Annotated in this window: 13 protein-coding genes; 6 read left to right on the top strand and 7 right to left on the bottom strand. The window is 53.5% G+C overall.

Going from position 1 to position 13,467, the window contains the following annotated elements; all coding sequences use genetic code 11:
* Together fhuD and fhuB are read left to right on the top strand one after the other, a co-directional pair.
* Entirely contained in the window at positions 1 to 921 is a 921-nt protein-coding gene (fhuD, locus tag B4923_RS18475; protein ID WP_109055829.1) for a Fe(3+)-hydroxamate ABC transporter substrate-binding protein FhuD, read from the top strand.
* Positions 922 to 961: 40 nt separating this feature from the next.
* Positions 962 to 2,971: a Fe(3+)-hydroxamate ABC transporter permease FhuB gene (fhuB, locus tag B4923_RS18470; RefSeq protein ID WP_245929665.1), complete on the top strand. Its 2,010-nt coding sequence runs from the start codon at positions 962 to 964 to the stop codon at positions 2,969 to 2,971.
* Position 2,972: 1 nt separating this feature from the next.
* On the opposite strand, the gene B4923_RS18465 is transcribed toward fhuB, so the two are convergent.
* On the bottom strand, positions 2,973 to 3,563 hold the full coding sequence (locus B4923_RS18465; RefSeq protein WP_109055827.1) for a LysE family translocator: 591 nt from the start codon (positions 3,561 to 3,563) through the stop codon (positions 2,973 to 2,975).
* A 139-nt stretch (positions 3,564 to 3,702) separates the two neighbouring features.
* Here B4923_RS18465 and B4923_RS18460 point away from each other — a divergent pair, with 139 nt between their 5' ends.
* The gene (locus tag B4923_RS18460) at positions 3,703 to 5,196 is read left to right on the top strand and encodes an aminotransferase-like domain-containing protein (RefSeq protein ID WP_109055826.1); all 1,494 of its coding nucleotides are present in this window, start codon (positions 3,703 to 3,705) and stop codon (positions 5,194 to 5,196) included.
* 62 nt (positions 5,197 to 5,258) lie between these two features.
* On the opposite strand, the gene B4923_RS18455 is transcribed toward B4923_RS18460, so the two are convergent.
* The 3 genes from B4923_RS18455 to hemL all read right to left on the bottom strand — a co-directional run bounded on the left by B4923_RS18455 (position 5,259) and on the right by hemL (position 7,387).
* On the bottom strand, positions 5,259 to 5,657 hold the full coding sequence (locus B4923_RS18455; RefSeq protein WP_109055825.1) for a type II TA system antitoxin MqsA family protein: 399 nt from the start codon (positions 5,655 to 5,657) through the stop codon (positions 5,259 to 5,261).
* A 1-nt stretch (position 5,658) separates the two neighbouring features.
* The gene (locus tag B4923_RS18450; RefSeq protein WP_109055824.1) at positions 5,659 to 5,955 is read right to left on the bottom strand and encodes a type II toxin-antitoxin system MqsR family toxin; all 297 of its coding nucleotides are present in this window, start codon (positions 5,953 to 5,955) and stop codon (positions 5,659 to 5,661) included.
* 151 nt (positions 5,956 to 6,106) lie between these two features.
* Positions 6,107 to 7,387, bottom strand: coding sequence for a glutamate-1-semialdehyde 2,1-aminomutase (hemL, locus tag B4923_RS18445; protein ID WP_109055823.1), 1,281 nt, complete (start codon positions 7,385 to 7,387; stop codon positions 6,107 to 6,109).
* 215 nt (positions 7,388 to 7,602) lie between these two features.
* Between hemL and erpA the strand changes: the two genes are divergently transcribed.
* Positions 7,603 to 7,947: an iron-sulfur cluster insertion protein ErpA gene (gene erpA / locus B4923_RS18440; RefSeq protein WP_109055822.1), complete on the top strand. Its 345-nt coding sequence runs from the start codon at positions 7,603 to 7,605 to the stop codon at positions 7,945 to 7,947.
* A gap of 169 nt (positions 7,948 to 8,116) precedes the next feature.
* Here erpA and B4923_RS18435 read toward each other — a convergent pair whose 3' ends face one another.
* From B4923_RS18435 to mtnN, 3 genes are all read right to left on the bottom strand, one after another.
* Positions 8,117 to 8,389, bottom strand: coding sequence for a hypothetical protein (locus tag B4923_RS18435; RefSeq protein WP_109055821.1), 273 nt, complete (start codon positions 8,387 to 8,389; stop codon positions 8,117 to 8,119).
* Between the two features lie 134 nt (positions 8,390 to 8,523).
* Positions 8,524 to 9,369, bottom strand: coding sequence for a vitamin B12 ABC transporter substrate-binding protein BtuF (btuF, locus tag B4923_RS18430; RefSeq protein WP_211313974.1), 846 nt, complete (start codon positions 9,367 to 9,369; stop codon positions 8,524 to 8,526).
* Positions 9,369 to 10,067, bottom strand: coding sequence for a 5'-methylthioadenosine/S-adenosylhomocysteine nucleosidase (gene mtnN, locus B4923_RS18425; protein WP_109055820.1), 699 nt, complete (start codon positions 10,065 to 10,067; stop codon positions 9,369 to 9,371). Before mtnN ends, btuF begins: the two co-directional genes overlap by 1 nt.
* Before the next feature lie 111 nt (positions 10,068 to 10,178).
* Here mtnN and dgt point away from each other — a divergent pair, with 111 nt between their 5' ends.
* The gene (gene dgt / locus B4923_RS18420; RefSeq protein ID WP_109055819.1) at positions 10,179 to 11,687 is read left to right on the top strand and encodes a dGTPase; all 1,509 of its coding nucleotides are present in this window, start codon (positions 10,179 to 10,181) and stop codon (positions 11,685 to 11,687) included.
* A gap of 226 nt (positions 11,688 to 11,913) precedes the next feature.
* A complete protein-coding gene (degP, locus tag B4923_RS18415; protein WP_109055818.1) occupies positions 11,914 to 13,347 on the top strand; it encodes a serine endoprotease DegP in 1,434 nt (477 codons plus the stop codon).
* Positions 13,348 to 13,467 lie beyond the last annotated feature (120 nt).

The raw sequence follows: 13,467 nt of genomic DNA, 5'->3' as shown, positions 1-13,467 counted from the left end.
ATGTCTGATTTACTGCCTTCTGCGACGTTGCCGGATCACGGGCGTCGTCGTCTATTGACTGCGCTGCTGCTGTCCCCCCTGATGTATTCTTCAGTCGGTCATGCGGCCGCTTATCCCGATCTTAACCGGATTGCCGCACTCGAATGGTTACCGGTGGAGCTGCTGATGGCGCTGGGGGTGATGCCACTGGCTATTGCGGATAAACCGAATTATCGCCTGTGGGTGAATGAACCGGCACTTCCCGAACGTGTGATTGATGTAGGATTGCGTACCGAACCGAATCTGGAACAACTGACCCAGTTGAAACCGTCACTTATTCTGTATTCTGAAGGCTATGGTCCCTCGGTGGAAAAGATGACCCGTATCGCGCCCATTATGGGGTTCGGTTTTAGCGACAATCAGGGCAAACCGTTGAGCGTGGCCAGGGCATCGCTGATCAAGCTGGCGAATGCGCTGGGGATGCCTGATGCGGCGGAACGACATTTAGCGCTGCTCTCACGATTCATACAGCAGTCGACGACCAGACTACACCCCTATACTCAACGCCCGCTATTGCTGATATCGCTGCTGGATGCGCGTCACGCACTGGTCATCGGTAAAAACAGCCTGTTTCAGGAAGTCATGGATCACGTTGGCATTGAAAACGCCTGGAAGGGCGAAACCAATTTCTGGGGCAGTGCCGTGGTCGGTATTGAACGGCTGGCTGAAATCAACAATGCGCATGTGCTCTGTTTTGAGCACGGCGATAGCGCTCTGATCGAGCAGGTCGCCCGTAGCCCGCTCTGGCAGGCCATGCCCTTTATCCGGGAACGGCGCTGGCAACAGGTGCCTGCGGTTTGGTTGTATGGCGGTACGCTATCGGCAATGCGTTTTGCTCAGATTCTGGCGCAGGCACTGGAGGATCGGCGTGACATCCGTTAAAAAATCTCCGGGAGAGATTTTCAACGTCGCTGGCGACGGCCTGAAGGGGGACGGGCAGGACGCCCGTCATAAAAAACAGGCGTTGCCCGTCCTGCTGATCGGCGTGTTGCTGGCGATAGCGCTGGGTCTGGGCGCTTACAATTTGCAGCGTCAGTTGCCTATGACGCTGTGGCCGCAAGGATTCTGGCGGCCTGATACCGACGATATCCGTCAATTACTGTTTCACTATACGTTGCTGCCGCGCATGGCGATTGCCCTGCTGGTGGGCGCCGGTCTGGGATTGTGTGGCGTCTTGTTCCAGCAGGTGCTGCGTAATCCGCTGGCTGAACCGTCGACGCTGGGGATTGCGGCAGGCGCGCAGCTTGGCATCACGGTGGTGACGCTATGGGCGGTGCCGGGCGGCATAGCGGTTCAACAGATTGCCGCAATGGCAGGCGCGTTGGCGGTGGGCGCTCTGGTTTTTGGGGTCGCCTGGGGAAAACGACTCTCGCCGATCACTTTGATACTGGCTGGACTGGTGTTGAGTTTTTACTGTGGCGCGGTGAACCAGCTATTCGCACTGTTTCACCATGAGCAACTGCAAAATTTGTTTTTGTGGAGCAGCGGTGCGCTGAATCAGCAGGATTGGAGCAACGTTCAGTTTGTTCTTCCGCGCCTGCTGGTCTGTTTCTGTCTGATGTTACTGTTGCTGCGGCCACTGACTCTGCTAGGGCTGGATGATGGCGTGGCGCGTAATTTGGGCCTCGGTCTGTCGCTGGCGCGATTGAGTGCGCTGGGCGTGGCAATTTTCCTGAGTGCGCAATTAGTGAACGCGGTGGGGATTATCGGCTTTATCGGGCTGTTCGCGCCACTGCTGGCCAAAATGCTGGGCGCCAGACGTCTGTGGCATCGCCTTTGGCTGGCGCCGCTATTGGGCGCATTGCTGTTGAGCGTCGCCGATCAGGCGGTGATTTGGCTGACTGACGTATGGCGTGAAGTGCCAACGGGGGCCGCCACGGCGTTGCTGGGGGCTCCGTTATTGCTGTGGCTGCTGCCTCGCCTGCGCAACAATGGGTCGCCCGCGATGATGGATAGGGCTGGCGCATCCGCTAATGAGCGTCGCCGATGGGGATGGTGGCTTTTGCTGGGAAGCGCCTTGCTGATTGCGGTGACGCTGGTGGCGCTGCTGCTGGGGAAAAATGCGCAGGGATGGCACTGGAGCAACGGTGAGCTGTTGACGGAACTCTTGCCGTGGCGATGGCCGCGTGTTTTGGCGGCGCTGGCGGCGGGAATGATGCTGGCGGTAGCGGGAACGCTGATACAGAAGCTGACAGGCAATCCGATGGGAAGCCCGGAAGTGCTGGGGATCAGTTCGGGGGCGTCATTTGGCGTTGTTGTCTTGTTGTTTTTTGTCCCCGGTAATGCATTTGTCTGGCTGCTCCCTGCGGGTAGCGCGGGAGCGGCGTTAACATTGCTGATCATGGTGATCGTCGCGGGACGAGGCGGGTTTTCCACGCAGCGTATGCTGTTGGCCGGGATTGCCCTAAGTATGGCCTTCACCACGGTGATTACGCTGCTGCTGGCTAGCGGCGATCCGCGTATGGGAAATGTGTTGACCTGGTTGTCGGGTTCGACCTACGCCGTGGAAGCCACTGACGCGGTGAGGACTGCCGCGATCGCCGTCGTGCTGTTGCTGGTGGTGCCGCTGTGTCAGCGCTGGCTGCGTATTCTGCCATTGGGCACGACGACGGCGCGTGCACTGGGGGTCGCCGTCACGCCGGTGCGCCTGCTGGTGCTATTACTGGCCGCAGTACTCACCGCGATGTCGACGATGTTGGTGGGGCCACTGAGCTTTGTTGGCCTGATGGCGCCGCACCTGGCGCGAATGTTGGGATTCAGTCGCGTTATTCCACAGCTTGGTTGCGCCGCACTGATTGGGGGCGGGCTGATGGTCATGGCCGACTGGTGCGGCAGAATGGTACTGTTCCCGTATCAGATACCGGCAGGGCTGCTGGCGACCTTTATTGGTGCGCCATACTTTATTTATCTGCTACGCAGGCAGGTGACGTAGGTTACTCGGTGACATTGATCGCCTCCATCAACATCCAGAGGGTGGTGATCACCAACGACAGCGCCATAACGCCGTTGAACAACCGCAGTTTCCAGGGGGCCTGAAGGTGCCTGCCGATTCGATCGCCAAGTGCCGCCCATACCAGAATGCAAGGCAGGTTTAGCGCCATAAAAGCGAACATGATCGTAAAAATGCCGCTGCTGGCCGTATAGAGCAGCGCCACGTTACTGGACATAATCCAGGCTTTGGGGTTGACCGCCTGGAACAGCGCGCCTTGGAGCAGAGTCATCGGCTGGCTTTTATCGCGTAACTCCGGTGCGGACGATCGCACAATTTTCCAGGAAAGCCACAGCAGATAGGTACACCCCAATACGGTGAGCGGCAGTCTTACCGCGCTCATCCAGCTAAGCAACAGTTCCAGCGCCACTCCCATCAGCGCCGTTTGCACCCCGCAGCCAACCAGAATACCCAATAGCATTGGCACCGTGCGCCGTATGCCAAAATTGACGCCGGAGGTCGCCAGCAGCAGGTTGTTGGGACCGGGGGTAATCGACATGACGGTGACATAGCTGAAGAAAGAGGGATCGAGCATGGTGCTTTCCTTTTAAACTGAATGAGAGCACTCATGATAAGTGGGATGAAGGCTATGGTAACAGATACACAAAAATACTATTGTAATGAGTACAGATAGCATTAATCATTAATTGTACCTATCGATTGGCGAGGTGATTGTGTCCATTATCGACCCGCAGGAAAGTACGCTTTATCAACAGCTGGCTGAAACGTTTGCTACGGCGATCCATCAGGGAACCTGGTTACCGGGAAGCCGTTTACCCGCAATCCGCCGCGTAGCGGGGTCGCATCAGGTGAGTGTGAATACGGTGCTCAATGCCTGGCGCATTCTTGAGGATCGCGGTCTGATCGAAGCCCGCCCGCAGTCAGGCTATTTTGTGCGCGGACGTCTGCCATCGTTGACGAAAACCCGACAGCATCGTGCGCAGGTCATCACGCCCGGCAGTGAAAAACTGGACCTGATTGATACGGTCTTTGCTGCGCAAAATCATCCCGATTATCTCAATATCTCGCTTGCCTGCCCGCAGAATAGCGATTTTTATCCTACCGCGAAGCTCAGCCGCATTACCGCTTCGCTACTGCGCCGCCATCCCGGCATGATTGGCCGCTATGCTTTGCCGCCGGGCAGTGAGCGCCTGCGGCGAGAGGTGGCCCGGCGATCGATGGATTCAGGCATGGCGCTGAATAGTGATGATATTACGGTGACCCACGGCTGCATGGAAGCGTTGCAACTGGCGTTGCGAGCCGTGACCCAGCCGGGCGATTGTGTCGGTCTGGAGACGCCAACCTATTTTTATCTGTTTCCGCTGCTCGCCAGTCTGGGGCTGAAAACGGTGGAGATCCCGACCGATCCGCAACGCGGCCTGTCACTGGATGCCCTGGAGATGCTGCTCTCAGAGCAACGGCTTCAGGCGATCGTTGCCATGCCTAATGTACAGAATCCACTGGGTTGCAGTATGACGCTGGAAGATAAAAAGCGTCTGGCGAAACTGGTGAACGATTATCAGGTCCCGCTGATAGAGGATGGTTTGTATGGCGAGCTCCAGTTTAACTGGCCGCTTTCTCCAGCGGTCAAAGCGTTCGATCGCCACGGATGGGTGATCTACTGCTCCAGCTTTACGAAAACCCTGGCTCCCGATTTTCGAATTGGCTGGGTGGCCGCCGGACGATTCAGTGCGGCAGTGGCGCGACTCAAAGCCGTGTCGTCAATGGCGGAGTCGGCTCTGCTATCAGAGACGCTGGCGCAATTTCTGGAATCAGGCGGATACGATCACCACCTGCGAACGTTGCGCCGTCGCTATGCGACTCAGTTGGATGAAGCCCGCGGGCTGATCGCCCGCCATTTTCCTCAGGGCACCCGCGCCACGCAGCCGCAGGGCGGCTTTGTCTTCTGGCTGGAGATGCCGGGCAACGTAGACGGTGTCGCGCTGTTTCACCATCTGTTGCAGGAGAAGATCTGTGTGACGCCCGGTGCGCTCTACACGCTGAGCGACCGCTGTAAACATGCCATCCGACTTTCCTGTTGTTACCCTTTTGATGAGCGTTACACCTATGCGCTAAAACGGGCGGGCGCACTGGCCTGCGAAATGAGCGGTATCGCGCCAGGCAACGAATCAACCCACGGATCAATGGGAGTGGTTGGCGCGAAATAACGTCAGGATGATCGCAAGGAGAGATGTTTATGCCGGGCTGTACACCCGGCGCCGGACAGATGTTAACTACGGATCTCACCGAGTAGTTCAGGATGGCGATCGAGGACTTTTAGTAATTTGATTGTTGAAGGATGGGGTTGCGCTTTTCCTTTTTCATAGCGTGAAAACGCATTCACACCACCGCCGAATATTTCACTGGCCTCACGCTGTGTCAAATCCAGCTTTTTACGAACCTTCACAATATATGCTGGCTCAACCGTTTCGGCGATAACCGAATTTTTGAAATCAGCGATTTTTGCCAAATAGGCCGTCGACTCTGTTTTGTTCATGACGACTTCATGACACGCCGTGCAATGCAGACCATCAACAGCGGGTAAAACTGTTTTTTTTCCACGAAATGAGTACGGGACATCTTTTGCATCCTGTACTAATTCGGCACCGCCACAGTTAGGGCATTTCATATTATTTCTCCTTAAATGAGACGATTAGTACCCCATTGATAACCGTGATTTTTACATAGATCCTGACACCATCTACCAGTGGACGATACACGTCCTGCCAAACCGTGTGATCATGGTATGTCGTCATGCTTTTGTAAAAATCCTGAGTAGTCAACGCGGATATCACATTGCACATGCCGTCAAAATCCATTCCCAACAGATCCGCATCGTTCAACGCTGAATTAGTTGCTCTAACATTTGCCTGAGCTACCAGTGTCTTGACAATATGTAGTCGGGTATGGGGAGTCCGTTTTTCCATATTCCGCATCCATACTTAATGTTATCGTCAGATTTTAACCTATTAGGTGTATTTTTCAATGAGAGATACACCTAATAGGTTAGGTTGTGAGTCTAATAGACGGCGCCAGAGAGATGACGCCGTTGGAAAACAGGGTAAAACTCAGGCCGCTTTACAACCGGGCAAAGCAGAACTGCGCTGCTTCGATAGTGCGATCAATATCCTGGTGGCTATGAGCAAGAGACATAAAACCCGCTTCGAAGGCGGACGGCGCCAGATAGACGCCTTCATCCAGCATCATATGGAAGAATCGCTTAAAGCGTTCCACATCACACTGCATCACATCCTGATAACTGGTCACGTTTTCTGCATCGGTAAAGAACAGACCGAACATGCCGCCCGCCTGATTGATAACCAGTGGAATATTTTCCGCTTTGGCGGCGGACAGAAGACCTGTTGCAAGCCGTTGCGTCAGTTCAGTCAGTTTCTGATGGACACCGGGTTTGGCCACTTCCGTCAGGCAGGCAAACCCGGCCGCCATCGCAATCGGGTTACCGGAGAGCGTTCCCGCCTGATAAACCGGCCCGGTCGGCGCCAGCGCCTGCATCACTTCGCGTTTGCCGCCGAATGCGCCGACCGGCATGCCGCCGCCGATGATTTTTCCCAGACAGGTCAAATCAGGCACCACGCCGTAGTGAGCCTGCGCGCCCGCCAGCGCAACGCGAAATCCGGTCATCACTTCATCAATGATCAATAAAGCGCCGAATTCGTCGCACAGCGCGCGCAGCCCCGGCAGGAATTCCGGCAGCGGCGGCACGCAGTTCATATTACCGGCGACGGGTTCGACAATAACGGTGGCAATCTCCTCTGGGTATTGCTCAAAGGCGGAACGCACCGAGGCCAGGTCGTTGTAGGTGCAGGTCAGCGTGTGGCGGGCAAAATCTGCGGGAACGCCGGGTGAATTCGGCTGGCCCAGCGTCAGGGCACCGGAACCGGCTTTCACCAGCAGACAGTCGGCGTGGCCGTGATAGCAGCCTTCGAATTTGATGATTTTATCGCGTCCGGTAAAACCGCGCGCCAGCCGGATCGCGCTCATAGTCGCTTCTGTCCCGGAGTTGACCATGCGCACCATATCCATAGTCGGCACCAGCGAGGTCACCAGTCGCGCCATCTGGACTTCCATCTCCGTCGGTGCGCCAAAACTCAATCCCCGTTCTGCCGCGGCAATCACCGCCTGACGAATGGCAGGATGGTTATGCCCCAGCACCATTGGCCCCCAGGAGCCCACATAATCGATATAGGATTTACCATCGACGTCATAAAGATAGGCGCCGTCTGCCCGTTCGATAAACAGAGGAACGCCGCCGACGCCGTTAAATGCACGTACCGGCGAGTTGACGCCGCCCGGAATGAGTTGCTGTGCCGCGGCATACAGACTTTCAGATTTGTTCATTAAGTGGGTCCTGACGTTGCGTTTAGCATGGAAAGTAGGGCCATTCTAATAAACTGACCGCCGTTATGAAATCTTTGTACGGATATCGTTGGTGAATGTCAGGCGGTGACGATTAATTGAACAAAAGATGTCAAATCTTGAACGTTTTAGCCTACTGCTGGATAATAAGCGTATGATTGGGTGTGTATGACGACCCTGAGTTGGGAGTAAAAGAGATGAGCGACGATATAGCATTGCCACTGCAATTTACCGATGCGGCAGCAAACAAAGTGAAAAACCTGATTGCTGATGAAGAAAATCCTGAGCTGAAACTTCGGGTTTATATTACTGGTGGCGGTTGTAGCGGCTTCCAATACGGTTTTACCTTTGATGATCAAATCAACGAAGGCGACATGACCATTGAAAAGCAGGGCGTTGCGCTGGTGGTAGACCCGATGAGCCTGCAATATCTGGTGGGTGGTTCGGTTGACTACACTGAAGGGTTGGAAGGGTCGCGTTTTGTTGTCACTAACCCGAACGCCAAGACAACCTGCGGCTGCGGTTCTTCTTTCAGTATTTGATAAAACCTTCAACGGATAAAAATAAAACCCGTGTGGCCTGAATAGGTACACGGGTTTTTTACATATGAATGGACATTTTTATCAGCGACAGGTAGGGCAAACTATAGCGGTAGAGCTTGAAGCACATATTGGTTATCGGTGGGTAGGGTCATGCGGGAGAGCAGGGGACTTACCATTCAACCGTGATCAGATGTATTTCCACATTGTTTGCTGTAACCGCCGCCGATGTTGTTATCCGTTCAGACGGTATGCGTGACTCGGTTATTCTGGGCTGGGGCACGGAAGCCACATTACATTGCATCTGATACTGGTCGTCCTGCAACTCAACGCCACATGAAGGCAGAATGGTTAGCCGGGCGTTAATTTGCCCACTATTATTTCCTGCATAAGCAGGACCGCAGACTGCCAGAAGCAAGCCTGCGTAGAGCAATGCCTTTTTCATTTTCAAATTACCTGGTGTTAAAAAAGAACCGACTACGGTTCAAAGTAGTGCTATTCGTTTTTGCCCTGCTTTTGGCGTTTTCGCCGGGTGGTTTAGTTTGTTTCCACCATTTTGCTCAGGCTATAGGCACAACATTACCCTATTTTTGGCAAAGCGGATAATTGCTGACAAATTTGCTGCGCCGCCAGAAATAAACGGGGCCCGCTACGATTAAACCAATCTTCATTAACCGCAATAACCGGGACGCTGAGTTGGGGTTTCCAGAAGGCTTGCGTATTGGCAATCGCCGATGCTGAACCACTGATGATAATGACCTGCGGCGAGCGCATCAATACCTGCTCCCGACTGACCTGCGGCCAGGGCACCGGGCTGTCGTTAAAAATATTCTGTGCGCCACACAGTGACACCACCTGACTTTGCAGCGTGTCTTTCGCTGAAGTAAAAAGCGGCTGGGAACCAAACTGCATAAAAACGCGCAGCGGTGGACGCGTTTCACCCGTGGGTGTCCTGCTGGCGTAGCGCTGCCGCAAGTCTGTGATTTGCTGACGAAGCCCGGCGGCGGTTTTTTCCGCCACCTCCGGGTGGCGACTGTATGTTGCCAACTGTTGCAGCGCGGCAGGAATATCTTCCAGCGTTTTAGGGTCAAGGTAAACGATGGGGATACCAAAATTGACCAACTGCTCCAGCGGCCTTTGCGGGTTACCTTCACGCCAGGCCAAAATGAGATCGGGCTTGAGCGCAAGGATCCGTTCCAGATTGATTCCCTGCCAGGACGCCACCTGCTCCAGTTTTTTCGCTTCGGGTGGATAGTCCGACCAGGTGCTGACCGCAACCAATTGTTCCCCCATTCCTGCCGCATAAGCGATCTCCGTGGCATGAGGCGCCAGACTGATCACACGTTGAGGCGCGGCGTGTGCCGCCGCCAACAGTGAAAAAAACAGGACACCCAGCAGGCGGAGCATCCATTGCTTCAGCAACATTAGCGCTTAGCCAACGTTTGCAACATGGTTTCGACCATACGGGTAGATTGTTCGGCGGCCACGGCCAGGAACGCATCGAAACTCAAGTGCGATTCCTGATCGGCAACGTCGGAAATGGCACGCACGATAACAAAAGGCACGCCAAACTGGTGGCAAACATGCGCCACGGCGGTAGCTTCCATTTCTACGGCGATAGCCTGAGGGAAGGTGTGACGGATACGCGCCAGCGGCGCGGCGCCGTTGATAAAGGCGTCACCGCTGACGATCAGACCGCGTACCGCATTGAGTTGCAGACTGGCGATGGCATCCTGAGCCAGCATAATCAAACGTTCGTCGGCGATGAACGCCGCAGGGCAACCCGCCATTTGACCCGGCTCGTAGCCAAACGCGGTAACGTCGGCATCGTGATAGCGAACTTCATCGGAAACCACAATGTCGCCAACTTTCAGCGTAGACGCGAGTCCGCCTGCGGAACCGGTATTAATCACCACGTCCGGCTGGCAATGCTCCAGCAACAATGTGGTGCCCAGCGCGGCGGAGACTTTGCCGATACCGGACTTCAGTAATGCGACATCGACACCGTTTAACTGCCCACGGTAGATTTCACATCCGGCGCGCTGCAAGGTCTGACGGTTTTCGATGCGATCGCGTAAAAGAATCACTTCTTGTTCCATAGCGCCGATAATGCCGACTTTCATAAAGATCCCCACAAAATTTGTTATAAATAGCACGAGTATGACGTCAAGCTAGTCTATCATGGCTGGCAAGGGTAAATGGAGCGTGTGAACTGACGTTACATGGAGAATCGTATGTCTGATATCGATTTTGCGAAGAAGATAAGCTTTCAGCGACCTTTCAGTGCCGAGATTATTGCTGAGGATGAATATGCCGTCATTCGTCAGTTTGAAAGCGATCGTGGGCGTATCGTCAATTCGGCCGCCATCCGCCGTCTACAGCAAAAAACGCAGGTTTTCCCGCTGGAGCGCAATGCCGCCGTGCGTTCGCGCCTGACGCACTCCATGGAGGTTCAACAGGTAGGGCGTTACATTGCCAAAGAGATTCTTCATCGCCTGAAAGAAACCAACCGACTTAAAGCGCTGGGATTGGAAAACATGCAAACCCCGTTTGAAAGTATGGTGGAAATGGCGTGTCTGATGCATGACATCGGCAACCCGCCTTTTGGACATTTTGGTGAATCCGCAATTAATAACTGGTTCTGCCAGTTAATGGACATTACCTCTCTTGATGAAGACGCGACTCATGAAGATCGGTGCCGAGTCGATTTCTTGCGTATGCAGGATGACGGGTTGAATGAATTACGCGGCAGAATTCGGCAGGATCTCAGTCATTTTGAAGGCAATGCGCAGGCTATTCGCATGGTGCATACCTTACTTAAACTGAATCTGACCTACGGTCAGGTTGGCTGCATATTGAAATATACCCGTCCCGCTTACTGGTGCGATAAAATCCCCGCTGAATACAACTATCTGATGAAAAAACCGGGGTATTATCTGGCGGAGGAAGCGTTTGTTTCCCGGTTGCGTGACGAATTGTCCATGGGGGAATTTCACCGTTATCCGCTGACCTACATTATGGAGGCTGCGGACGATATCTCTTACTGCATTGCCGATTTAGAAGACGCGGTAGAAAAAGATATTCTCACTATTGAGCAACTCCACGATCGTCTGCGTGACGCCTGGGGCGAAGTGCGAACCGGGGATCTGTTTGCCAAAACGGTGGGCCGGGCGTACGAGGGGCGCGAGCGTCAGCCGTGGCGCAGTGTGAACGATCAATTTTTTATGAACCTTCGGGTGAATACCGTGGCCAAAATGGTGCCGCATGCTTCACAGCGGTTTATCGATAATTTGCCGGCAATCTATGCCGGATCGTTTAATCATGCCCTGCTGGAAGATGGCAGCCCGCAAAACCGGCTGTTGAAAATATTCAAAAATGTTGCGCTGAAACACGTTTTTAATCACTACGAAGTGGAACAACTGGAGTTACAGGGATATCGGGTGATCCGTGGACTATTGGATATTTATAGTCCGCTGCTTGAGATGTCATATCAGGATTTCAGCCAACTCGTCAAAGAAGATCACCACAAGCGTTACCCCATCGAAACCCGGCTGTACCATAAATTATCCAGCAAACACTGCCTGGCTTACCGTGAAGCCGTGGAGAAACTTGCAGGATTGTCTGCCAAAGAACAAGAGATTCGCGAGTACTACTATCGTGCCCGTTTGATTCAGGACTATATCAGCGGTATGACCGATTTATATGCTTATGATGAGTATCGGAGATTGATGGCGGCGGAATAAGCACTTTTGTAAAGAGGTTCAATATTTTCTTACGCTTCATCTTCTTCTCCTGATGAACTTTGTTAGTCCATATTTATCTCATACAGCACGACCACTGCATGTATCCGCTGTCTTTCAGGCGGTAGTGTATCGGCGGCATCCGTTTGCCGCTTTCCTGCTTTTTGACTGCGACCGGATATAAAAGGCCGTAAGACTTGCGTGTTGATTAATATGAGATATATCCCTTATGAAAAGAAAATCATTGGTTCTAAGCGCGCTGACCTTAAGCCTGGCGATGGCAATGGGGCCTATCGCTGCTAATGCGGCAGAGTCAGTTTCGTCCTCGTCTTCCAGCGGACAGCTTCCCAGTCTGGCTCCCATGCTGGAAAAAGTGATGCCTTCCGTCGTGAGTATTTATGTGGAAGGACATACTAATGTCGATAAAGAGAAGATCCCTCAGCAGCTTCAACCTTTCTTCGGAGAGAATTCACCATTCTGTCAGGAAGGTTCCCCGTTTCAGACATCACCGATGTGCCAGGGAGACGGTGATGATGGACAACCCTCCAGACAGCAGAATTTCCAGGTGTTAGGTGCCGGAGTCGTGATCAATGCGGAAAAAGGCTATGTGGTGACCAATAGCCATGTCGTGGAAAACGCAGATAAAATTCAGATCAGACTCAGCGATGGCCGTAAATATGATGCCAAGATCATCGGCAGAGATCCGCGTTCGGATATTGCGCTGGTGCAGTTGAACGATTTTAAAAACCTGACCGCCATCAAATTGGCTGACTCGGATCAGTTACGCGTCGGGGATTATACCGTGGCGATCGGTAACCCTTATGGATTGGGGGAAACGGCAACGTCCGGCATTGTTTCCGCTCTGGGACGGAGCGGGCTGAATATTGAGAACTATGAAAACTTTATTCAGACCGATGCGGCTATCAACCGGGGGAATTCCGGTGGCGCGCTGGTAAATCTCAACGGTGAATTGATCGGCCTGAATACGGCGATTCTGGCGCCGGACGGCGGTAATATCGGGATCGGTTTTGCGATCCCCAGCAATATGGTGAAAAGTCTGGTCGGACAGATAGTAGAATTTGGTGAAGTGAAACGGGGCGAACTGGGGATTACCGGAACGGAATTGAATTCCGAACTGGCTCAGGCCATGAAAGTGGATGCTCAGCGCGGCGCCTTTGTCAGCCAGGTTCAACCGAAGTCTGCGGCGGCTGAAGCGGGTATAAAGGCAGGCGATGTGATCGTAACGTTGAACGGAAAAGCCATCAGCAGTTTCTCTGCGCTGCGTGCCCAGGTCGGTTCATTGCCGGTCGGCAGCAAGGTCTCGCTGGGATTATTGCGCGACGGCAAACCGTTGACGGTCGATGTGACGCTGCAACAAAGCAATCAGAGTCAGGTATCGTCAGGTAACCTCTATTCAGGTATTGAAGGCGCCGAATTAAGTAATACTGAATTGGATGGTCGGAAAGGCGTCAAGGTTGATAATGTCAAAGCGGGAACGGCCGCGGCGAAAATCGGCCTGAAAAAGGACGACATCATTTTTGGCGTCAATCAGCAACCCGTGCAGAACATTGGCGAGTTGCGTAAGATTCTGGACAGTAAACCGGCGGTTCTGGCGTTGAATATTCGGCGTGGCGATAGCGATATCTATCTGTTAACTCAGTAATTTCTCTCTAATGCCGGGTGCGTTTGTGCCCGGCTATTCCATTCTCTTGCCCGTATTCTGTGAGTTCTTCCACAGTTTTAAACGAATCCACCATTCTTTGTTAATTTGCACAATGTGCGA

This window comes from Brenneria roseae subsp. americana (assembly GCF_003115815.1).
In the GTDB taxonomy this organism is placed as follows: Bacteria; Pseudomonadota; Gammaproteobacteria; order Enterobacterales; family Enterobacteriaceae; genus Brenneria; species Brenneria roseae.
The sequence above is the reverse complement of the archived record's forward strand: the minus strand, read 5'-3'. Positions and strand labels throughout refer to the sequence as shown.